Annotated in this window: 26 protein-coding genes and 1 other annotated feature; of the genes, 9 read left to right on the top strand and 17 right to left on the bottom strand. The window is 52.7% G+C overall.

The window, feature by feature from the left end; genetic code table 11:
* Positions 1 to 2: 2 nt before the first annotated feature.
* From EOS98_RS10530 to EOS98_RS10540, 3 genes are read left to right on the top strand one after another with little or no spacing between them, the layout of a single operon-like run.
* A complete protein-coding gene (locus tag EOS98_RS10530) occupies positions 3 to 1,010 on the top strand; it encodes an ABC transporter ATP-binding protein (protein WP_000058857.1) in 1,008 nt (335 codons plus the stop codon).
* Positions 1,007 to 2,011 (top strand): murein tripeptide/oligopeptide ABC transporter ATP-binding protein OppF, encoded by a 1,005-nt coding sequence (gene oppF, locus EOS98_RS10535; RefSeq protein WP_000994696.1) that lies wholly within the window; start codon positions 1,007 to 1,009, stop codon positions 2,009 to 2,011. The genes EOS98_RS10530 and oppF overlap by 4 nt, the downstream gene beginning before the upstream one ends.
* A 47-nt stretch (positions 2,012 to 2,058) precedes the next feature.
* Complete coding sequence (locus tag EOS98_RS10540; protein WP_000059074.1) at positions 2,059 to 2,895, top strand: ion transporter; 837 nt, start codon at positions 2,059 to 2,061, stop codon at positions 2,893 to 2,895.
* A 47-nt stretch (positions 2,896 to 2,942) separates the two neighbouring features.
* On the opposite strand, the gene EOS98_RS10545 is transcribed toward EOS98_RS10540, so the two are convergent.
* Positions 2,943 to 3,272: an HI1450 family dsDNA-mimic protein gene (locus EOS98_RS10545; RefSeq protein ID WP_000425070.1), complete on the bottom strand. Its 330-nt coding sequence runs from the start codon at positions 3,270 to 3,272 to the stop codon at positions 2,943 to 2,945.
* A 33-nt stretch (positions 3,273 to 3,305) separates the two neighbouring features.
* Complete coding sequence (cls, locus tag EOS98_RS10550; protein WP_000206886.1) at positions 3,306 to 4,766, bottom strand: cardiolipin synthase; 1,461 nt, start codon at positions 4,764 to 4,766, stop codon at positions 3,306 to 3,308.
* A gap of 142 nt (positions 4,767 to 4,908) precedes the next feature.
* Between cls and EOS98_RS10555 the strand changes: the two genes are divergently transcribed.
* Positions 4,909 to 5,082, top strand: coding sequence for a YciY family protein (locus EOS98_RS10555; protein ID WP_001531561.1), 174 nt, complete (start codon positions 4,909 to 4,911; stop codon positions 5,080 to 5,082).
* A gap of 43 nt (positions 5,083 to 5,125) precedes the next feature.
* On the opposite strand, the gene EOS98_RS10560 is transcribed toward EOS98_RS10555, so the two are convergent.
* Complete coding sequence (locus EOS98_RS10560; RefSeq protein WP_000967605.1) at positions 5,126 to 5,422, bottom strand: YciI family protein; 297 nt, start codon at positions 5,420 to 5,422, stop codon at positions 5,126 to 5,128.
* Positions 5,423 to 5,645: 223 nt separating this feature from the next.
* On the opposite strand from EOS98_RS10560, the gene tonB reads away from it, so the two are divergent.
* Complete coding sequence (gene tonB / locus EOS98_RS10565; RefSeq protein ID WP_077464267.1) at positions 5,646 to 6,374, top strand: TonB system transport protein TonB; 729 nt, start codon at positions 5,646 to 5,648, stop codon at positions 6,372 to 6,374.
* Between the two features lie 59 nt (positions 6,375 to 6,433).
* On the opposite strand, the gene yciA is transcribed toward tonB, so the two are convergent.
* The 4 genes from yciA to EOS98_RS10585 all read right to left on the bottom strand — a co-directional run bounded on the left by yciA (position 6,434) and on the right by EOS98_RS10585 (position 8,765).
* Positions 6,434 to 6,835: an acyl-CoA thioester hydrolase YciA gene (yciA, locus tag EOS98_RS10570; protein ID WP_000210317.1), complete on the bottom strand. Its 402-nt coding sequence runs from the start codon at positions 6,833 to 6,835 to the stop codon at positions 6,434 to 6,436.
* A gap of 160 nt (positions 6,836 to 6,995) precedes the next feature.
* Positions 6,996 to 7,535 carry a septation protein A gene (locus tag EOS98_RS10575; protein WP_000808682.1) on the bottom strand — a complete coding sequence of 180 codons (540 nt, stop codon included), beginning with the start codon at positions 7,533 to 7,535 and terminating at the stop codon, positions 6,996 to 6,998.
* A 56-nt stretch (positions 7,536 to 7,591) separates the two neighbouring features.
* Complete coding sequence (locus EOS98_RS10580) at positions 7,592 to 8,335, bottom strand: YciC family protein (RefSeq protein WP_000028507.1); 744 nt, start codon at positions 8,333 to 8,335, stop codon at positions 7,592 to 7,594.
* A gap of 25 nt (positions 8,336 to 8,360) precedes the next feature.
* The gene (locus tag EOS98_RS10585; protein WP_000114955.1) at positions 8,361 to 8,765 is read right to left on the bottom strand and encodes a YkgJ family cysteine cluster protein; all 405 of its coding nucleotides are present in this window, start codon (positions 8,763 to 8,765) and stop codon (positions 8,361 to 8,363) included.
* A 337-nt stretch (positions 8,766 to 9,102) separates the two neighbouring features.
* On the opposite strand from EOS98_RS10585, the gene ompW reads away from it, so the two are divergent.
* Positions 9,103 to 9,741 (top strand): outer membrane protein OmpW, encoded by a 639-nt coding sequence (gene ompW, locus EOS98_RS10590; RefSeq protein WP_000714798.1) that lies wholly within the window; start codon positions 9,103 to 9,105, stop codon positions 9,739 to 9,741.
* 81 nt (positions 9,742 to 9,822) lie between these two features.
* Here the strand turns inward: ompW and EOS98_RS10595 are convergent, their stop codons facing one another.
* From EOS98_RS10595 to trpL, 10 genes are all read right to left on the bottom strand, one after another.
* Positions 9,823 to 10,701 (bottom strand): manganese catalase family protein, encoded by an 879-nt coding sequence (locus EOS98_RS10595; RefSeq protein ID WP_000488353.1) that lies wholly within the window; start codon positions 10,699 to 10,701, stop codon positions 9,823 to 9,825.
* A 19-nt stretch (positions 10,702 to 10,720) separates the two neighbouring features.
* Positions 10,721 to 11,227, bottom strand: a complete 507-nt coding sequence (locus EOS98_RS10600; RefSeq protein ID WP_001109977.1) for a ferritin-like domain-containing protein — start codon at positions 11,225 to 11,227, stop codon at positions 10,721 to 10,723.
* Between the two features lie 73 nt (positions 11,228 to 11,300).
* The gene (locus EOS98_RS10605) at positions 11,301 to 11,804 is read right to left on the bottom strand and encodes a ferritin-like domain-containing protein (RefSeq protein ID WP_001022822.1); all 504 of its coding nucleotides are present in this window, start codon (positions 11,802 to 11,804) and stop codon (positions 11,301 to 11,303) included.
* 89 nt (positions 11,805 to 11,893) lie between these two features.
* Entirely contained in the window at positions 11,894 to 12,076 is a 183-nt protein-coding gene (locus EOS98_RS10610) for a general stress protein (RefSeq protein WP_000807657.1), read from the bottom strand.
* A 479-nt stretch (positions 12,077 to 12,555) separates the two neighbouring features.
* Entirely contained in the window at positions 12,556 to 13,362 is an 807-nt protein-coding gene (trpA, locus tag EOS98_RS10615) for a tryptophan synthase subunit alpha (RefSeq protein WP_000443029.1), read from the bottom strand.
* Positions 13,362 to 14,555, bottom strand: coding sequence for a tryptophan synthase subunit beta (gene trpB / locus EOS98_RS10620; protein ID WP_000209485.1), 1,194 nt, complete (start codon positions 14,553 to 14,555; stop codon positions 13,362 to 13,364). Before trpB ends, trpA begins: the two co-directional genes overlap by 1 nt.
* Before the next feature lie 9 nt (positions 14,556 to 14,564).
* The gene (gene trpCF, locus EOS98_RS10625) at positions 14,565 to 15,923 is read right to left on the bottom strand and encodes a bifunctional indole-3-glycerol-phosphate synthase TrpC/phosphoribosylanthranilate isomerase TrpF (RefSeq protein WP_126524034.1); all 1,359 of its coding nucleotides are present in this window, start codon (positions 15,921 to 15,923) and stop codon (positions 14,565 to 14,567) included.
* A gap of 3 nt (positions 15,924 to 15,926) precedes the next feature.
* Positions 15,927 to 17,522, bottom strand: a complete 1,596-nt coding sequence (gene trpD / locus EOS98_RS10630) for a bifunctional anthranilate synthase glutamate amidotransferase component TrpG/anthranilate phosphoribosyltransferase TrpD (RefSeq protein ID WP_000763492.1) — start codon at positions 17,520 to 17,522, stop codon at positions 15,927 to 15,929.
* Entirely contained in the window at positions 17,522 to 19,084 is a 1,563-nt protein-coding gene (gene trpE / locus EOS98_RS10635) for an anthranilate synthase component I (protein WP_001194376.1), read from the bottom strand. The genes trpD and trpE overlap by 1 nt, the downstream gene beginning before the upstream one ends.
* Positions 19,085 to 19,106: 22 nt before the next feature.
* Positions 19,107 to 19,202: a sequence feature (Trp leader region), on the bottom strand.
* Positions 19,179 to 19,223 (bottom strand): trp operon leader peptide, encoded by a 45-nt coding sequence (gene trpL / locus EOS98_RS10640; protein ID WP_010989026.1) that lies wholly within the window; start codon positions 19,221 to 19,223, stop codon positions 19,179 to 19,181. (Overlaps the previous feature by 24 nt.)
* Before the next feature lie 121 nt (positions 19,224 to 19,344).
* Here trpL and rnm point away from each other — a divergent pair, with 121 nt between their 5' ends.
* The 3 genes from rnm (at position 19,345) to rluB (ending at position 21,830) form a co-directional block, all read left to right on the top strand.
* Positions 19,345 to 20,226, top strand: coding sequence for an RNase RNM (rnm, locus tag EOS98_RS10645; RefSeq protein ID WP_126524035.1), 882 nt, complete (start codon positions 19,345 to 19,347; stop codon positions 20,224 to 20,226).
* Positions 20,227 to 20,233: 7 nt separating this feature from the next.
* Positions 20,234 to 20,854, top strand: a complete 621-nt coding sequence (locus EOS98_RS10650) for an L-threonylcarbamoyladenylate synthase (RefSeq protein ID WP_000077250.1) — start codon at positions 20,234 to 20,236, stop codon at positions 20,852 to 20,854.
* 100 nt (positions 20,855 to 20,954) lie between these two features.
* Positions 20,955 to 21,830 (top strand): 23S rRNA pseudouridine(2605) synthase RluB, encoded by an 876-nt coding sequence (gene rluB, locus EOS98_RS10655; RefSeq protein WP_001291233.1) that lies wholly within the window; start codon positions 20,955 to 20,957, stop codon positions 21,828 to 21,830.
* The last annotated feature ends 12 nt before the right edge of the window (positions 21,831 to 21,842 follow it).

Raw genomic sequence — 21,842 nt, forward strand, 5'->3', positions numbered from 1 at the left:
CCATGAGCTTATCAGAAACCGCAACTCAGGCGCCGCAACCGGCGAATGTACTGCTGGAGGTAAACGATCTTCGTGTTACGTTCGCTACGCCTGATGGCGATGTGACGGCGGTCAACGATCTGAACTTTACGCTTCGCGCTGGAGAAACGTTAGGTATTGTTGGCGAGTCTGGATCGGGGAAATCGCAAACGGCGTTCGCATTAATGGGACTGCTGGCGACGAATGGTCGAATCGGCGGTTCCGCGACCTTTAACGGACGTGAAATTCTTAATCTACCTGAGCGCGAACTGAATACGCTGCGCGCAGAACAGATTTCGATGATTTTTCAGGACCCGATGACCTCGCTAAATCCTTATATGCGCGTTGGGGAGCAGTTAATGGAAGTCCTGATGCTGCATAAAGGGATGAGCAAAGCGGAAGCTTTTGAAGAGTCCGTCAGAATGCTGGATGCCGTAAAAATGCCGGAAGCGCGCAAACGGATGAAAATGTACCCGCACGAATTTTCCGGCGGAATGCGTCAACGTGTGATGATTGCGATGGCGCTGTTGTGCAGGCCGAAACTGCTTATTGCCGATGAGCCTACCACCGCGCTTGATGTTACCGTGCAGGCGCAGATTATGACCTTGCTTAATGAGCTAAAGCGCGAATTTAATACCGCCATTATCATGATTACCCACGATCTGGGCGTGGTCGCGGGTATTTGCGATAAGGTCCTGGTAATGTATGCCGGGCGTACCATGGAATACGGTAAGGCGCGCGATGTCTTTTATCAGCCCGTTCATCCGTATTCGATAGGCCTGCTTAATGCGGTGCCGCGTCTGGATAGCGAGGGGGCGGAAATGTTGACGATTCCGGGCAATCCTCCCAATTTATTGCGTTTGCCTAAAGGGTGTCCATTCCAGCCGCGTTGTCCTCATGCGATGGAGATCTGCAATAATGCGCCGCCACTTGAAGCGTTCAGTCCTGGTCGCTTGCGCGCCTGTTTTAAACCGGTGGAGGAACTGCTATGAATGCTGTGATTGAACAACGTAAAGTTCTCCTCGAAATCGCCGATCTGAAAGTACATTTTGATATCAAAGAAGGAAAGCAGTGGTTCTGGCAACCGCCGAAAACCCTGAAAGCGGTGGACGGCGTTACGCTACGCCTGTATGAAGGCGAAACGCTGGGCGTGGTGGGCGAATCCGGCTGCGGCAAGTCGACGTTTGCGCGCGCCATTATTGGTCTGGTGAAGGCGACAGACGGTAAAGTCGCCTGGCTGGGAAAAGATCTGCTGGGCATGAAAGCGGATGAGTGGCGCGAGGTGCGCAGCGATATCCAGATGATTTTCCAGGACCCGCTGGCGTCACTCAACCCGCGAATGACGATTGGCGAAATTATCGCTGAACCGCTGCGCACTTATCATCCTAAACTTTCGCGCCAGGACGTGCGTGACCGCGTGAAAGCCATGATGCTGAAAGTGGGGCTGTTGCCGAATCTCATCAACCGTTATCCCCATGAATTTTCCGGGGGGCAGTGCCAGCGCATCGGTATCGCCCGGGCATTGATCCTGGAACCTAAGCTCATTATTTGCGATGAGCCGGTGTCGGCGCTGGACGTTTCTATTCAGGCGCAGGTGGTGAATTTGCTCCAGCAGTTACAGCGAGAGATGGGGCTGTCGTTGATTTTTATTGCGCACGACCTGGCGGTCGTAAAGCACATATCCGATCGTGTCCTGGTGATGTATCTCGGTCATGCAGTAGAATTGGGCACCTATGATGAGGTGTACCATAATCCACTGCATCCTTATACCAAAGCGCTGATGTCGGCGGTACCGATTCCCGATCCCGATCTGGAGCGAAATAAGAAGATACAATTGCTGGAGGGCGAATTACCTTCGCCCATTAACCCGCCTTCCGGCTGCGTGTTCCGTACACGCTGTCCGATAGCCGGGCCAGAATGCGCGCAAACGCGACCGGTGCTGGAAGGGAGTTTTCGCCATGCCGTTTCCTGCCTTAAAGTAGACCCGTTATAATCGCAAGGGCTGACAATTCGTCAGCCCTTCTTTTAGGTGAGGTTACCGTGTCACTTTCTTTGTCGTCGGTTCGCCGTCGTCTTTATCATAATCTGTTCGATTTGACTACGCGCTCAGGTCGCCGTTTTGAAGGGTTATGCGCGCTGTTTGCGCTGCTTAGCGTACTGGTTATTTTTGTTGAATCAGGCGTAGGAACGGAATATCACCTGACATTTGATGAATGGCATATTTTTGTCTGGCTGGAGCTCTGCGTTACCCTGATATTTACCGGTGAATACTTGCTCAGACTGTTTAGCTGGCCCGAACCGGCAAAATACGTTTTTAGTTTCTGGGGATTTATTGATCTGGTGACGATTTTGCCGCTGTACGTCATGTGGCTGTGGCCGGAAATTAGCCTGAACTATATGTTTGCCTGGCGCGCAATGCGAGCGATTCGCGTGCTGCGTATTCTTAAACTGCTACGCTTTATGCCATCTCTGCGGGTATTCTGGAGCGCCATTATTAGCGCGCGTCATCAGCTTATTCTGTTCTATTCATTTATTGCGATCGTGATGATTATTTTCGGTGCCCTGATGTATCTTATTGAAGGACCGAAATATGGCTTTACGACGCTTAATGCCTCGGTGTATTGGGCGATAGTGACAGTCACAACCGTGGGGTACGGTGATATTACGCCGCATACGCCGCTGGGACGTATTGTCGCGTCGGTGCTTATTTTGATTGGCTATTCGGTGATTGCGATTCCTACAGGACTGATTACCACGCACATGAGCAGCGCGTTTCAAAAACGTCACTGGCAGCGAAAATGTCCGCAGTGCCAGCAAAGCCAGCATGAACATAGCGCGCAATATTGTAACCGATGCGGCAGTAAGCTACCGGATTAAACAGGCTTGCCGGAGGGCGCAATCAGACGCCATCCGGCCTGAACCGCTTATTCGCGCCAGAGAATATGGCACAGCTTGTGGTCCTTTTCCCGGCACAGCAGAACGCGGGCGAAAATGTCGTTAATTTCGCCGTCTTCGGTATCCGCCAGGCCAATTACCACCTCGGCAAAAAAGTCTGGATTCAGGTCAAAATCGACGTGCTCTTGCCAGTCTTCAGCGGGATCAAACAACTCCGCGCCGCCGCGCTCCTCGAATTGCAAATTGAACAGAATGATATCAGCCGGATCAAGATTATCCGCCGCCAGCTCAAGAAAAATATCGTAAGCCTGCTCAAGTGTTTCGTCTTCAGTCAGGCGATTGTTCAGATCCATTTCCATAGTGACTACCTGTTTACTCATGTTGGTCACGTTTTACAGCAATGGACTAAAGAAGTAAAACAATCGCTCGGTAATACGCTGCCATAACGGACGTTTTACCCACAAACGCGCATCTAACAGGCGGGAGCGCGAAATATAATCGTCCTGTACCGCAGCCAGATCGGCGCCGAAACCCGTATCATCAATGACCAGCGTAATCTCGAAATTAAGCCACAGGCTACGCATGTCGAGATTCACGGTACCGACCAGGCTCAGTTCGCCATCGACCAGCACGCTTTTAGTATGTAACAGCCCGCCTTCGAACTGATAGATTTTCACGCCCGCCGCCAGTAACTCACTAAAAAAGGCGCGACTGGCCCAGCCGACGAGCAGTGAATCGTTTTTACGGGGCAGGATAATACTGACATCCACGCCGCGCTGCGCAGCGGTACAAATGGCGTGCAGCAGATCGTCGCTGGGGACGAAATATGGCGTGGTCATAATTAAATATTCGCGCGCAGCATAGGTGGCGGTTAATAGTGCCTGGTGAATGAGATCTTCCGGAAAACCAGGACCGGAAGCAATGGTATGAATGGTATGCCCGCTGGCCTGCTCAAACGGCATAATATTCACGTCCGGCGGGGGAGGCAGAATGCGTTTACCCGTCTCGATTTCCCAATCGCAGGAGTAAACAATCCCCATTGCTGTCGCCACGGGGCCCTCCATCCGCGCCATCAAATCGACCCATTGCCCAACGCCGGCATCCTGTTTGAAAAAACGCGGATCCACCATATTCATACTGCCGGTATAGGCGATGTAATTGTCAATCATCACCATTTTACGGTGCTGGCGAAGATCCATACGGCGTAAAAAGACGCGCATCAGATTCACCTTCAACGCCTCTACGACTTCAATGCCAGCGTTACGCATCATGGCCGCCCAGGGGCTGCGGAAGAAAGCGACGCTACCCGCGGAATCCAGCATAAGCCGGCAGTGGATGCCGCGGCGGGCGGCGGCCATTAACGATTCAGCGACCTGATCCGCCATGCCGCCTGGCTGCCAGATGTAAAACACCATTTCGATATTATGCCGCGCCAGTTGGATATCGCGAATAAGCGCCTGCATGACATCATCGGAGTCGGTAAGCAATTGCAACTGGTTGCCTTTGACGCCCGCAATCCCCTGACGTCGTTCGCACAGCTTAAACAAGGACGATGCGACGCTACTGTTTTCTTGCGCGAAAATGTGTTTGCAGGCTTTGAGGTCATTCAACCATTTGGCGGTAGACGGCCACATGGCGCGGGCACGCTCGGCGCGACGTTTGCCTAAATGCAATTCGCCCACGGACAAATAGGCGATGATCCCGACCAGCGGAAGGATATAGATGATTAACAACCAGGCCATTGCGGAGGGAACTGCGCGCCGTTTCATTAGAATACGTAATGTGACGCCGGCAATGAGAACCCAGTATCCCAAAATGACCAGCCAACTCACCACGGTGTAGAAGGTTGTCATAACTTTAAAAATCCTTTAGAAAGCGTGTTGTTAAGAGTTTACGCGTCAGGATTCACATGGCAAATAAAAACACGGGAAAAGCGCTGGTCTGCATCCGGCGAGGGGGTATAATGGCGCTTCTGTTACAGTGAGAGTCGTAAACATGAAGCGTAGTAGAACGGAAGTGGGGCGCTGGCGAATGCTACGTCAGGCGAGCCGCCGTAAAGCGCGTTGGCTTGAAGGGCAATCACGCCGTAATATGCGTATCCATACTATCAGGAAATGCATCTTTAATCGTCAGCGTAATTCATTACTCTTTGCGATTCACGGTGTGTGAGCCAGAAAGGGCACCGTATGCGGTGCCCAACAGGCCATACTTTTCAAAAGATCTTCTTATACGGTTTGACCGAAACCTGCGCATAGACGCCCGCTGCGACGTAGGGGTCCGCATCAGCCCAGGATTGCGCCGCTTCTAAAGATTCAAATTCAGCAATCACCGTTGACCCGGTAAATCCGGCTACCCCAGGATCGTTACTGTCCACTGCGGGCATCGGCCCGGCAGTTAATAATCGCCCTTCATCATGCAGAAGTTGCAGGCGCGCCAGATGCGCGGGCCGTACCGAGAGGCGTTTTTCAAGCGAGTTGGCATTGTCCTGAGCGTAAATAACATACAGCACGGGTAGAGCTCCTTAATCGGTAAAAGTTGCTGATTACGTTATTGGAAAGGGCATTTAACTGCAATGTAAAGATACCGACTTTGTTAAACATGCACATTTTGTGTGGTGTTTTTGTGCGATATCATCTTTTAAATGCCGCTATCGGCAATGCCTTATTGAATATGATTGCTATTTGCATTTAAAATTCAGCTCTGGTTTTTCAACTGAAACGATTATGACTTCAATGACCCTTGATTTACCTCGTCGCTTTCCCTGGCCGACATTCCTTTCCGTAGGCATTCATGGTGCTGTAGTGGCAGGTTTGCTCTATACCTCGGTACATCAGGTTATTGAATTGCCTGCGCCAGCGCAGCCTATCACGGTGACAATGGTTTCACCCGCCGACCTGGAGCCGCCCCAGGCGGTTCAGCCGCCGCCGGAGCCGGTGGTTGAACCCGAACCGGAGCCAGAGCCGATCCCTGAACCGCCTAAAGAAGCGCCCGTGGTGATTGAGAAACCCAAACCTAAACCAAAACCCAAGCCAAAACCGAAACCGGAACCGGTGAAAAAGGTTGAAGAGCAGCCGAAGCGCGAAGTCAAACCAGCCGCGCCGCGTCCTGCCTCACCGTTTGAAAATAGCGCCCCGGCGCGGCCAACAAGCAGCACCGCCTCGGCGACCAGCAAGCCGGCGGTGAGCGTGCCCACTGGACCTCGCGCTCTGAGCCGTAACCAGCCGCAGTATCCGGCGCGAGCACAGGCGTTACGTATTGAAGGCCGCGTAAAGGTGAAGTTTGACGTGACCTCTGCTGGGCGAGTGGAAAATGTACAGATTCTATCCGCGCAGCCAGCCAATATGTTTGAGCGTGAAGTTAAGAATGCGATGCGCAAATGGCGCTATGAAGCAGGCAAGCCGGGTTCCGGGCTGGTGGTCAATATTATCTTCCGTCTGAACGGTACGGCGCAGATTGAGTAATCTCTGGCGCCGCCAGCCAGGAATATACCATCACCTGCTGGCGGCGTAAGCGGGTATACTTAACCCTGAACCGGGAGCGGGCGAGGTTTACCGTCCGGATCGACGGCAACATAAATAAACAGCGCCTCGGTGGCCTTGTAGCGCTGTCCAATCGGTTCTGACGCGACTTTTTTCACCCAGACTTCAATATTGATGCTAATAGACGTCGTACCGCGTTTAACGCAGCGCGCGTAGCAGCATACGACATCGCCAACCGCGACGGGGCGCAGAAATGTCATTCCTTCCACGCGTACGGTTACAACCCGACCGTGCGCGATCTCTTTGGCCAGTATCGCGCCGCCAATATCCATTTGCGACATCAGCCAGCCGCCAAAAATATCGCCGTTCGCATTGGTATCGGCAGGCATGGCCAATGTACGTAAAACCAGCTCGCCCTGAGGAGTATTATCCATTGTTGTCATTGTAAAACCGACTATCAGAAAAAATTACAGCCGCGATGCTACTATGAATTTTGTGTGGAGAATAGTGGGAATAAAGGTACTGACGGGAAAGCGCAGGGCGTAAAGGCGGAGAAAATATCGCCAGGCGTTCGCAGTCTGGCGATGATAAGTCACGGGAGGGTTATGATTTATCTTCCTGTGGCAGATGCCGGTAGATATAGACGCCGCTCAGCAGGGTAAAAATGAGCGTCAGCGCCGTGAGTCCAAAGACCTTAAAGTTAACCCAGATATTTTGCGGCAACCAGAAGGCGATATAAATGTTAGCCAGACCGCACGCAATAAAAAACAGCGCCCACGCCAGGTTCAGCTTTGACCAGACCTGCTGCGGCAACGCCAGTTCTTTACCTAACATACGTTGGATTAACGGTTTTTTCATCACCCACTGGCTTATTAACAGCGCGCCGGCGAACAGCGCATAAATAACCGTCACCTTCCATTTAATAAATTCATCGTTATGGAAGAAGAGCGTCAGACCGCCGAAGACGGCAACCAGAACAAAGGTAATCAGCGCCATCTTCTCTATTTTCCGATAGCGCACCCAGCTATAAATCAGCACGATTGCCGTCGCGACAATCAGTGCGGAGGTCGCCGCATAGATGTCATAAAGTTTATAAAACGCAAAAAAGACAACCAGCGGTAAAAAATCCAGAAACTGCTTCATTCTTCGATTCCATCATCAACGAGCGTCGAATGCGCCGCGTAACGGCGCATTGCGGATTATTGGCGAATCAACATATACAGGCGGAATAAGTAGATAAGCAATACTGCGGAAATCAGATTGCTCAACGTATTCGCCAGTACAGCGCCTACATTTGGGGTCAGTACAGCGAAGCTGGGCGCGAACAGCAATAGCAATGTTTTAGCCAGTAACCAGCCTATCACCGCGGGCGCGACCAGTCTCATGTTAGCCCAGGCTAAACGCATACTGCTGCGCATTGCGGCAAACACGCCCATTTTCTCTTCAACCAACATCACTGGCGCAAGCGCCAGCACAATGGCCATAATAATCCCCGGAACGACAATCAGCATTATACCGATTTGCACTAACAGGGTAGTCAGAAAAATGAGAATAAACAGTTTAGGCAATGCAGGGGCGCTGGCGCCGATAGCGCGCAGCGCGCTAACCCGATGTCCCGCTGAAACTAACTGAATCATCAGGATGATACCGCCGGCCAGAATAGCGTTGCCGATAAGCCCGGAAAACGTCGAGGCGGCAGAGGCGCGCAACAGGATCTGCTGCTGCTCCGGCGTCATATTTTGTACCAGCTCAAACAGGCCAGCGCTGCCTGCCAGATGTTCTCCTTCACTGAGTTGCGCGATTTGCGCATCGCTGGGTGAAAAGGCATGACCTAAGACCACCGTGATAAATGCGCACAGCAACGAAACCAGCAAGATAGTAATAAATTGATTTCGGAAAAAATTTCCGGCGTCACGGTAAACGGACTTCGCCGTGATAGACATGCACTCTCCTTGAGTTTTGCAGGTGTTAATTTGCGGGCAATTGTACCCTGGATAACTCTACAGTGGCAGCATCAGCAGTTGTATGGAAAAGCATATCTTTGTAAAGCGGCGGTAATCCGTATCGCGCGCGGGCGCGATTGCACGCCTCATTCACTTCGCCTCCTTCGCCCGATATCGAAAATTCGCGACAGGTTGAAGGGCGGTTTTCATAAATAGCGCAACTGACGTTTTCACCCGGCGTGCCAATTAGCGCTTTACAGTGCGGCTGTTTTTGGTTTGTACCGGCCATACAACGTAAAAAAGGGGTAACAGGCTCGGTTAATGATGCCGGAACGCGTCCGCTGGCATCGTCGCCTTCAGCCCAATAAAAGGAGACACGAAAATAGGCACAACAGGCACCGCATGTCATGCATGGGTTAAGAACGCTCATGATTCACCTGCAAAAAACTCACGTATCAATAGATTACAACGGAAATTAATCTGTCCCGCAGTGTTCGCGAATCTTAACGCCACGCGCCATTGCGGGACATTGATTACCTTAGCCAGCCTTTATCGCCAGGGCAACAGGAGCAGACAAATATTTGCATAGCGTGAATATGTCAAAATTGATCTGAATTCCTATAACCAGGATTTTCAATACAAGTTCTAAATTAATCTGGATCAATAAATGTTAAATTATAAGAACAAATGTGATCTGTGTTAGATCACTTATTACTTCATTGTGGGTATATTCATCACGCTTTTATAACCATAACGATGGAGCGGGTATGAAAAAATTTACAGTGGCGGCACTGGCGTTAACAACTCTTCTCTCAGGCAGCGCGTTCGCGCACGAAGCCGGAGAATTCTTTATGCGTGCAGGTCCGGCAACCGTCAGACCTACAGAAGGGGCGGGTGGTACGCTGGGGCATTTAAACGGGTTTGATGTGAGTAATAACACGCAACTCGGCCTGACATTCACTTACATGGCGACGGACAATATCGGGGTTGAATTGCTGGCGGCCACGCCGTTCCGCCATAAGGTGGGTACGGGCGCGACGGGTGATATCGCCACGGTCCACCTGTTACCGCCAACGTTAATGGCGCAGTGGTATTTCGGCGATTCCAGCAGCAAAGTGCGTCCTTATGTCGGCGTGGGGGTGAACTACACCACCTTCTTCGATAACGACTTTAACGATAATGGTAAAAAGACCGGGCTGTCCGATCTGAGCTTTAAGGATTCCTGGGGCGCGGCAGGGCAAGTTGGGGTAGATTACCTGATTAACCGCGACTGGTTAATTGGCGCCTCTGTCTGGTACATGGATATTGATACTACCGCCAATTATAAAATGGGCGGCGTGCAGCAGCATGACAGCGTGCGTCTGGACCCATGGGTATTTATGTTCTCGGCAGGCTATCGTTTCTAATCGCGTGATGTTGTGACGAAAAAAGACCCCGCCAGGCGGGGTCAAAAAAGGACATGACACACGGATTTTACTTGTCGGAACTCACTTGTCTTCTTTCGGTTCGCCGCAGCCTAGTTCTGCGCCAGTGAGAGGATCAACGGTGGGGTCCGATTTCGTTCTTTCTGCCATCGCTTTGAGCAGCGCCAACTGCTCGCGCGGCAATTTCACTGTCGCCAGGCCATCGCCGCCATCAACAGCAGGCATCGGTTCTGCGACATAGTTGAAGTTCTCATCGCTATTCCAGCTACCTCGCGGATCGTCGCCTTGCGACATGTTGTAGTACACGTCGGTATACTGTTCTACCGGCGGTAATTTACCCGGCGGGAAGTTGTTACGAATCGAATACAGCGCCTTTTCAAAAGAGAGCTGGTGCGCGACTTCACGGGTCATTAAGAAACTGAGCGTGTCTTTTACGCCAGGATCGTCGGTCAGATTAATCAGGCGTTCATAAATGATCTTCGCTCGCGCCTCTGCCGCGATGTTTGAGCGTAGATCGGCTGTGACTTCGCCGATAGTATCAATATAAGCCGCGGTCCACGGTACGCCGCCGGAGTTTGTCAACGCCGGGCCGCCGCCATACAGCAGAGAGGTGATATGGCTGTCATTACCATTCTGCGTCAGCGAGCGATAAAGTTCCGCTTCGCTTTCGGTGCCTTCCGCCAGCTCGCCTTTAGCGCCTTTATTAAGCATTCCTACCAGTGAGCCGATAATTTCCAGATGACTCAGCTCCTCGGTGGCGATGTCCATTAACATTTCTCTACGACCGGCATCATCATCGCTTAAACCTTGCGTGAAGTAGCGGCAGGCGGCCGCCAGTTCGCCCTGCGGGCCGCCAAACTGTTCCAGCAGCAGGTTCGCTAATCCAGGATTAGGTTCGCTCACTCGCACAGTATATTGAAGTTGTTTTACGTGTCGAAACATATTGCCTCCTGCTTATTATTTATTTTTTGGCTTCAACGCCATCTGCTTCAGATCGCAGTAAAAATTGTTCCGTTGTCTGCGGAATATGTTTGATAAGCCAGTCAGCCATTTGCATTTCTTCTTTCAGAATGGCTTCAATCGTCGGAATTGAGGCAGTGTCACCAGCTTTTTTTGCCGCCGCCAGCAGGGAGGTATAACAAGCAATTTCGAACTGCTCGAAAACATAACCGCTAATTGAACCTTTGACAATTTCATCGGAAGGGAACATGCCACCGATAGATTGCCCCATTGCTGCCATTTTACTCATGGAGTCTTTCAACACCGAACGGGAAATGCCATTACGGTCCAACACTTCTTCGAGCATGGTAATTTGATGTTTGGTTTCACTAATATGTTGTTCAATTCTGGCTTTTATATCAGGATAATTTTCAATACGGCTGGCCATAGATTCAAGCATCGATTCTGCCTGTTTTTCCATGGCATGGGCGTCACGAAGCCAGTCATGATAATGTTCAGTATAATTCATTTTACATTCCTCAATGCGTGATAATCTGCTCCGATAATAAAATCGGAATCATGCAAGCTGATAATTAAAAATATTATTTCGATTTGCGTTCAGCACTTTTATTAACATTGCTGACTGCTAAATCGGTAAGTTTTAAATCAGTTTGTTTTTCCTCGTCGAGGGTTTCTTTGAGCAGTTTTAATGCTTTGCTATAGCCGAGCTGCTCGGCCAGGGTGGCTAGCGTGCCGTAGCTGGCGATTTCGTAATGCTCGACTTTTTGCGCCGCGGCGATAAGCGCTGCATCGCGTACTTCGTTTTTCTCCGTACTTTCGATGACTTCATTGGCTTCTTCAATCAGCCCTTCCATAGCGACGCATTTCATTCTTTTCAGTTTAATGCCAGATTCAGATTCGACGATCTGATCAATACGTTCAATCTGACCCTGGGTTTCTTCAAGATGAGATTGAAAGGCCTGGCTTAATTTTTCATTGGACGTGGCTCTGGCAAGTTTAGGAAGAGCCTTGGTTAATTGTTTTTCTGCACTATAGGTATCTGAAAGTAGATGGATAAAAAGGTCTTCAACGGTTTTGATATTCATAAATCTAATTCTCCTGGGCAAAATACTGCGAGCCAGAAGACTCGCAGATTGCTTGATAAAAGCATGTGTTATATTTACATTACAGTAAATCAGGAATTATCGGATTTACGTCCGCCGTGACTATTCTGACCACCTTTTTTACCGGCTTCAGAAGCTCGTTGCGGATCGTTTTTGAAATTCCCGCCGCTATGCTGACCGCCTTTGCGGCCCGCTTCAGATGCTTTTTCACGATTCTCGGCGAAATTTCCTGAACCACCACGATGTTCGGCCATATTATTTCTCCTGTCTCGTTGCTTGCTGAAAAAATCGGTTTTAACCGTGTCGACACCCTATTAAAATTAGTTGGTTAAACCGATTAGTCAAATTGACGGAAATAGTTGTGATTTACCGCGTAAATAACGCACAAAAAATGGTTTAGAGATAATATATTCTATATTTTCTTTTAGAATAAGCGATTTAACAGAAAATGCTTTGCATTGTTATTAATAACAAGAGTCACTATCTGCGGCCCTGGAAACGTTAATGCATTGTTTGTTGACATTTCTTTACATAAAGGCGGGGGAAATTGACGTGAAAACGCTAAATTTTTCGGCGTGATTAGGAGTTTTCTTAGCAAAAATTGACTTCAGACTTTTTGAAAGCTAGACGGGGAATAACACCAAAAAGATTGATGATGTACGCCTGAATCGTGATTCTGGTTCGGCGCCAGCCACTCATTAAGCCGCCAGCGTTATGCTGACGGCTTAACCCGTTATGCGCGGCTGGCGGCTTTCATGGCTGAGACAAAGGACCTGAGCTCCGCCAACATCTGTTCGGGAGACGCGAGGTTTTTCTCGATAATCTTGACAATGGCTGAGCCGGAGATAGCGCCAGCCGCCCCGGCACGCACGGCCGCAGACACCTGTTCCGGCGAGGAGATACCGAAGCCCTGTAACGCAGGCGCGGCATGGTACTCTTTAAGCTTCTCAATGAGATGATGCAACGGCAATGCGCCACGGTTTTCCGCGCCGGTGACGCCCGAACGCGAAAGCAGGTAGGTGTAACCGCGGCCGTAAGATGCGACCTGGCGCAGAAGATCGTCATCCGCATTTGGCGGGCAGATGAAGATCGGCGCGATATTATGCCGTAACGCCGCCTGGCGGAAGGGGGCCGATTCTTCAACCGGGACATCTGCGACCAGCACGGAATCTACGCCAACCTGTTCACAGCGGGCATAGAACGCATCTATGCCGTTATTGAACACCAGATTCGCGTACATTAGCAGGCCAATCGGAATGGTCGGGTGTTTTTCACGAATCAGCGCCAGCATTTCAAAACACTGAGCCGGCGTGACGCCAGCGGCGAAGGCGCGTAAGTTCGCATTCTGGATGGTAGGGCCATCGGCCAGCGGATCGGAGAAGGGAACACCCAGTTCCAGAGCGTCGGCGCCAGCGTCAATCAGTGTGTCGATAATTTTCAGTGACTGTTCAATGCCAGGGTCGCCCAGGGTCACGAAGGGGACAAAAGCGCCTTCCCGGCGATCGTTGAGCTGTGCAAATAAATTTTCGTAGCGTTCCATCAGATTTCCCCTCGCGCTTTCAGGATATCGTGTACGGTAAAGATGTCTTTATCTCCGCGGCCAGAGAGATTGACCACCAGCAGTTGCTCTTTTTCCGGCTGCTCGCGCATCATTTTCAGCGCGTGCGCCAACGCGTGGGAGGATTCCAGCGCCGGGATAATTCCCTCATGGCGGCACAACGTTTTGAAGGCTTCCAGCGCCTCATCATCGGTAATGGAGACATAATCCGCGCGTCCGATGCTGTTCAGGTACGCATGTTGCGGCCCAACGGATGGGAAATCGAGCCCGGCGGAAATGGAATAGGACTCTTCAATTTGCCCGTCCGCTGTTTGCATCATCGGCGCTTTCATCCCGAAATAGATGCCAACGCGACCATGTTTAAGCGGCGCGCCATGCTCGCCGGTTTCAATACCGTGACCGCCAGGTTCAACGCCTATTAGCCCGACGCTGGTATCATTAATAAAATCCGCAAACATCCCGATAGCGTTTGAGCCGCCACCGACGCAAGCGATAACGGCATCTGGCAGACGGCCCTCTTTGTCGAGGATTTGCGCTTTCGTCTCTTCGCCAATCATGCGTTGGAACTCGCGAACGATGGTGGGATAGGGATGCGGTCCTGCCGCCGTGCCGAGCATATAGTGCGCGGTTTCGTAACTACCGGACCAGTCGCGCAGAGCCTCGTTACAGGCATCTTTTAGCGTAGCGGAGCCGCTATGAACCGGGATGACCTCAGCGCCCATCAGACGCATACGGAAGACGTTCGGCGACTGGCGCTCAACGTCTTTGGCGCCCATATAGATACGGCATTTCAGACCCAGCAGGGCGCTGGCGAGCGCAGAGGCGACGCCGTGCTGACCGGCGCCGGTTTCAGCGATAATCTCGCTTTTCCCCATCCGTTTGGCCAGCAGCGCCTGACCCAGTACCTGATTGGTTTTGTGTGCGCCGCCGTGCAGTAAATCTTCGCGCTTTAAATACAACGTGGTACGCGTACCGGCGGTAATGTTCTGGCATTTCGTCAGCGCGGTGGGGCGTCCCGCGTAGTTTTTTAGCAGATCGGCGAATTGCGCCTGAAATTCAGGATCTTTTTGCGCGCTGACGAAGGCCTCTTCAAGCTGGTTCAGCGCAGGCATCAGGATCTGCGGCACATACATGCCGCCGAATTCACCAAAGTAGGGATTGAGAAGTGTTGTCATGTTTTTTCCTTAATATGCGCGCAGTGTCTGAAAAACTGAGGCCAGAAGACGAGCATCTTTGATGCCCGGCTGTGACTCCACACCTGAATTAAAATCGAGACCGGCACAGCCGACTTGCGCCGCCTGGACGCAGTTATCGGCCGCCAGCCCGCCCGCCAGTAATACATTATCCAGCGGTTGCCCCTGTAGCAGTGACCAGTCGAAGCGCTGCCCGCTGCCGCCTTGCCCATTGTCGAAAATGTATTTATCGACATGGTGGTAATCGCGTGCGGGAAGGGCATTGCTAACGCTCAGCGCCTTCCAGATTTGCACATTGCGCGGCAACGCCTCGCGCAGCGCGTTGACATACGCCTGGTCTTCGCTGCCATGTAGCTGTACGGCAGAAAGCGACAGGACGGCGGCTTTCTGGCAAACATCGGCGATATCAGCGTTCTTGAAAACGCCGACATACTGCAATGGCGCGCCGCTTATCACTTCTCGCGCCTGCTCAACGCTAACCGCGCGCGGAGATGAGGGCACAAAAATCAACCCGCCATATATTGCGCCTGCGTCACAGGCCGCTTTAGCGTCCTGGGCGCGGGTCAGGCCGCAGACTTTATTTTCGCCAAGCAGCACGCGACGGACGGCGGCGTTAAGATCGTCATGCGCCATTAACGCCGAGCCAATTAAAAAACCGTTGGCGAAGTGGCTCAGTTCGCGTACCTGCCCATAGGTGTTAATCCCGGACTCGCTGATGACAGTCACGCCGTGGCCCAGTTTTGGCGCCAGCTGGCGGGTGCGATTCAAATCAATCGACAGATCGCGCAGATCGCGATTGTTGATACCTACCACTTTTGCGCCTAACGCTATCGCGCGCTCCCGTTCTTCGTCATTACTGACCTCCGTGAGCACGCCCATTTTCAGACTGTGCGCGACGGCGGAGAGTTGGCGATACTGTTCGTCATCCAGAACCGAGAGCATCAGTAAACAGGCATCGGCCTGATAGTAACGGGCAAGGTAGATCTGATAGGGATCGATAATAAAATCCTTACACAGAATCGGCTGCGGCGCGCTTTGGCTAACGACCGGCAGAAAATCGAAGCTCCCCTGAAAATATTTTTCGTCGGTGAGCACCGAGATCGCCGAGGCGTAATGTTTATAAATACTGGCAATACGCGCCGGATCGAAATCGTCGCGAATCACGCCTTTTGATGGCGATGCTTTCTTACACTCCAGAATAAAGGCGGTACGCGCGCCCTGGAGCGCATCATAAAAATGGCGTGTACTTGGCTGGATCTCATTTTGAAAGCTGGCCAGCGGCTGTTGCTGTTTGCGGGCTTCTACCCAAATCGCCTTGTCTACGACGATTTTCGCTAAAACGGTTTGCATTATTTACCCTCTTGCCGCCAGTGCGGTGACTCTGTCATATGCGGTGCCGTTGCGCAGAACATCAAGCACGGTTTGCGCGTTGGCCTTGAGATCTTCCTGACCATGCAGACGCATCAGCATCGCCACGTTGGCGGCGACGGCGGCCTCATGCGCGGCATCGCCTTTACCTTGTAATAACCGCGTCAGAATGTCACGGTTTTCTTCCGGCGTGCCGCCAGCCAACTGATCCTGATGGTAAGGCGTCAGGCCAAAATCCTCCGCCGTAAGTTGATAGCTTTTAATTTCGCCGTCATGCAGCTCCGCGACAATCGTCGGCGCATGGAGCGAAACCTCATCCATGCCGCCGCTATGTACCACCGCCGCGCGCTGATAGCCCAGTACCCGTAAGGTTTCCGCAATCGGCAGCACCAGTTCCGGGCTATAGACGCCAATCAATGCCAGCGGCGGATGCGCCGGGTTGATCAGCGGGCCGAGTACGTTGAACAGGGTTCGCGTTTTTAACTGTTGGCGAACCGGCATCGCGTGACGGAATCCGGTGTGATATTTCGGCGCAAACAGGAAACAGACGCCCAGTTCATCTAACGCCTGACGTGATTTATCGGCGTTCATATCCAGATTAATACCGAACGCCGCCAGCAGATCAGATGACCCCGATTTGCTGGACACGCTACGGTTGCCGTGTTTCGCCACTTTCAGTCCACAGGCCGCTGCGACAAAGGCGCTGGCGGTAGAGATATTGATACTGTTACTGCCATCGCCGCCGGTACCAACGATATCCGCAAACAGATACTCCGGGCGCGGGAACGGGGCGGCATTTTCCAGCAACGCAGTGGCGGCGCCGGCAATTTCATTGGGATGCTCGCCGCGAATTTTCATGCTCACCAGCGCGGCGGCGAGCTGTTCAGGCTTAAGTTCGCCGCGGACGACCGCCGAAAACAACTGATGGCTCTCTTGTTGCGTCAGTGTTTGCGCCTGATAGAGTTTCTCCAGAATCGGCTGTAGGGTGTTGGTCGGTTCCAGCTTTTGCTGCGCCCAGGCTAATGTTTGCTCCAGTAGACGAGCGCCCTGTGTCGTCAGGATGGACTCAGGATGAAATTGAAAACCGCAAACGCGATCCGCATCATGACGTACCGCCATCACCATGCCGTTGAAATGGGCGTTAATGGTCAGCCCGGCAGGAACATTACTGCCGACCAGCGAATGATAACGCGCGACCGGTAGCGGATTCGCCAGCCCGGCGAACATCGCCTGACCGTCATGCTCAATGCTGGAGGCTTTGCCATGCAGGATTTCTCCCGCCTGACCGACATAACCGCCGTAAGCTTCGACAATCGCCTGATGCCCCAGACAAATGCCGATGATCGGTAACTTGCCGCGTAGTCGGGTCAGCAGCTCCGGCATACAGCCTGCCTCGCTGGGAACGCCCGGACCGGGGGAGAGCATTAGCACCGGATTTTTCATTGTCGCCAGGCGATCGATAAGCGTCTGTGCCGGAATATGGTTACGGTAAATCACCACATTATGACCGTTGGTCCGTAGCTGATCTGCCAGGTTCCAGGTAAACGAGTCGATGTTATCGAGCAGCAGAATATCAGCCATCAGAAGGTCTCCTGTGCATGATGCGCGGTGGCGATAGCACGCAATACGGCGCGCGCTTTATTACGGGTTTCATCGGCTTCAGACTGCGGAACAGAGTCCAGCACGATTCCGGCGCCCGCCTGTACGGTGGCGATACCGTTCTCCACCAGCGCGGAGCGGATAACAATACAGGTGTCCAGATCGCCGTGGGCGGTGAAGTAACCGACCGCGCCGCCATAGCTGCCGCGGCGCTGTCCTTCCGCATCGGCAATCAACTGCATGGCGCGTACTTTCGGCGCGCCGCTCAGGGTGCCCATGTTCATGCAGGCGCGATAGGCGTGCAGCGCGTCGAGATCGTGACGCAGTTCGCCCACCACCCGGGAAACCAAATGCATCACGTACGAATAGCGGTCAACTTTTGTCAGGTCGGCAACGTAGCGACTGCCCGGCGTACAGATGCGCGCCAGGTCATTGCGCGCCAGATCGACCAGCATCAGATGTTCGGAAAGCTCTTTATGGTCGGTACGCATGTCCAGCTCAATACGGCTGTCGAGATCTCTGTCCAGCGTACCATCGGCGCGGCGACCGCGTGGACGGGTACCCGCGATGGGGTAAATCTCAATCTGACGACTGGCGGCGTCATATTTCAGCGAGCTTTCCGGCGACGCGCCGAAAAGCGTGAAATCATTATCCTGCATAAAGAACATATACGGGCTGGGGTTGCTCTTTTTCAGCACGTAGTAGGCAGCCAACGGCGACGGGCAGGGCAGTGAAAAGCGGCGCGACGGCACCACCTGAAATATCTCCCCCGCGCGGATGGCTTTTTGCAACTGGCGTACCACCGCGCCGAACGCGTCATCGCTCTGATTGCATTCACAGCGCATGTCCGGCACCGGCGTGACCGGCAACGGCGGCGCAGGCTGGGTTAACTGTTGGCTAAGGTACGCCAGGCGGGCGTTCAGGCGCTGTTTTTCCCGGTCGCTTGCGGTGAACAGACTGGCCTGAATACGGGTGCTTTTTTTCTGATGATCTATCACCATCAGCGTTTCCGCTAAATAAAAGCAGTAGTCCGGGCAGTTATTGCCAGCCTCAAGGTGTGGCAGCGCTTCAAAGCCAGCGACCAGGTCGTAGGCAAACAGACCGCCGAAAAACATAGCCTCCCGCTCTTGCGTCGGTATGTTCACCACTCCCTGTAACAGACGGAACGCATCAAATACCGACAGAGAGCATAAACGGGCGTCTTCATCTAATAATGGGCTGACGGGCGGAAAGCGTAGAATGCGACCGGCAGGCAGGACTTCGTTCTCCACGCCAGCGGGCAGGGCGGTATCCAGTAGCGGCAATAACGAGGCGCCATTATCAGATAACGCCTGAATAGTGACAGTGTCACCTAAAGCGGTAATGCGCAGCGCGCTATCTACCAGCAGCAGGCTTTTTAAATCGTCTTTACTGTCGATATCCGCGGATTCCAGCAGCAGCGTTGCCGGGCGATCGCCGCAGACCTGATGAAAAAGCGCCGTTGGGTTTTCCCGGTAGGCGGCATCGCAGGTCAACAGTTCGAGCGTGGGTTTTGGTGTTTGCATGGTTATTCTCATTATTTTGTTCAAAAAAAAGCCCGCTTAACAGGCGGGCCGGGTATCGTTTGGCTGATTACAGCTGTTCATACACCGCCCGCTATCAGGAAGTGCGCCACCAACCGTGTAATGCAAATGTCGCTGCCATTTTAGATACCCTCTTCATGTGAACTTTCGTACTAGTTAACTAGTTCGATGGAATAATGTCAACACCTATTTCAGTATATTTGCCGGAACCGTTATGATGTACATGACATACCTTTATCTCTATGGGAGCCGCCTTGAGCGACACGAATTACGCAGTGATTTACGATCTGCACAGTCATACCACGGCGTCCGATGGACTGTTGACGCCAGAAACATTAGTACACCGTGCGGTAGAGATGCGAGTCGGCACGCTGGCGATTACCGATCATGACACCACAGCCGCGATTCCTGCGGCAAGAGAAGAAATTTCACGTTGCGGGCTGGCCCTGAATCTTATTCCCGGCGTGGAGATTTCAACGGTCTGGGAGAATCATGAGATTCACATTGTGGGTCTGAATATTGATATTGCGCACCCGGCAATGCGCGATTTTCTGGCGCAGCAGACACATCGGCGTCAGGCGCGTGGTCGACTCATTGCGGAGCGTCTGGAAAAAGCCCATATTCCCGGCGCGTGGGAAGGGGCATTGAGACTGGCCAATGGCGGCGCGGTGACGCGCGGCCACTTCGCCCGCTTTCTGGTGGAGTGCGGCAAAGCCGCAACCATGGCGGATGTTTTTAAAAAATATCTCGCGCGTGGGAAAACCGGTTACGTTCCGCCGCAGTGGTGTACAATAGAACAAGCTATTGATGTCATTCATCATTCTGGCGGTAAGGCGGTGTTGGCCCATCCGGGACGCTACGACCTTAGCGCTAAGTGGCTGAAAAGATTAGTGGCATATTTTGCCGACCATCACGGCGACGCGATGGAAGTGGCGCAGTGCCAACAATCGCCCAATGAACGCACCCAACTGGCGACGCTTGCGCGTCAGCATCATTTATGGGCATCGCTTGGATCTGATTTCCATCAGCCCTGCCCGTGGATTGAGTTGGGGCGTAAACTCTGGCTGCCCGCTGGCGTTGAAGGCGTATGGCAGACATGGGAACAGCCGCAAATATCACAGTGAGGGAAGTATGAGCCAGTTTTTTTATATCCATCCGGATAACCCACAGCAACGGCTGATTAATCAGGCCGTCGACATTGTGCGTAAAGGCGGTGTTATTGTTTATCCAACCGATTCCGGCTATGCCCTTGGTTGTAAAATTGAAGACAAAGGCGCAATGGAGCGCATTTGCCGCATCCGTCATCTGCCGGACGGCCACAACTTCACGCTGATGTGCCGCGATTTGTCCGAGTTGTCGACCTACTCCTACGTCGACAACGTGGCGTTTCGTCTGATGAAAAACAATACGCCGGGTAACTACACCTTTATCCTGAAGGGGACAAAAGAGGTGCCGCGCCGTCTGTTGCAGGAAAAGCGTAAAACTATCGGCCTGCGCGTACCGTCAAACCCGATTGCGCTGGCGTTATTGGATACGCTGGGCGAACCGATGCTCTCGACGTCGTTGATGCTGCCTGGCAGCGACTTTACCGAGTCGGACCCGGAGGAGATTAAAGATCGGCTGGAGAAGCAGGTGGATCTGATCATCCACGGCGGTTACCTCGGTCAACAGCCTACCACGGTAATCGATTTGACCAATGACTCCCCGGTGGTGCTGCGCGAAGGCGTCGGCGACGTTACACCTTTCTTATAAGGGCGTAAGCCTGTATACTACGCGGCCTTAAAATGGCGCGGCAACGCGCCGTTCATTCTCCTGTTCGACGCCTGTGAAGGCGACACCTGAAGGAAGCTCTATGAGCGAAAAGTTACAAAAAGTGCTGGCGCGCGCTGGCCACGGCTCTCGCCGTGAAATCGAATCCATTATTGAAGCGGGACGTGTCAGCGTTGACGGTAAAATCGCCACGCTTGGCGATCGTGTTGAAGTCACTCCCGGTTTGAAAATCCGTATCGACGGTCACCTGATTTCGGTGAAAGAGTCGGCGGAACAAATTTGCCGCGTTCTGGCCTATTACAAACCAGAAGGTGAACTGTGTACCCGCAATGACCCTGAAGGGCGGCCAACCGTTTTTGATCGCTTACCGAAACTGCGCGGCGCACGGTGGATTGCGGTAGGACGTCTGGATGTCAACACCTGCGGGCTATTGTTATTTACCACCGACGGTGAACTGGCGAACCGCCTGATGCACCCTAGTCGTGAAGTTGAACGTGAATATGCCGTGCGCGTGTTCGGTCAGGTGGATGAATCGAAACTGCGTGATTTAAGCCGTGGCGTACAGTTGGAAGATGGTCCGGCGGCATTTAAGACCATTAAATTCAGCGGCGGCGAAGGCATTAACCAGTGGTATAACGTGACGCTGACGGAAGGGCGCAACCGCGAAGTTCGCCGACTGTGGGAAGCGGTAGGCGTTCAGGTCAGCCGTCTGATCCGCGTTCGTTACGGCGATATCCCGCTGCCGAAAGGCCTGCCGCGCGGCGGCTGGACTGAGCTCGACCTCGCGCAAACGAACTATCTGCGTGGTCTGGTAGAGCTCCCGCCGGAAACCTCGTCGAAGGTTGCCGTCGAAAAAGACCGTCGTCGTATGAAAGCGAACCAGATCCGTCGGGCGGTAAAACGCCACAGCCAGATAGCTGGCGGACGCCGCTCCGGTGGGCGTAATAACAACGGGTAATCTCTACCACGG

This window comes from Salmonella sp. SSDFZ69, assembly GCF_004010755.1.
Taxonomy (GTDB): Bacteria; Pseudomonadota; Gammaproteobacteria; order Enterobacterales; family Enterobacteriaceae; genus Salmonella; species Salmonella enterica.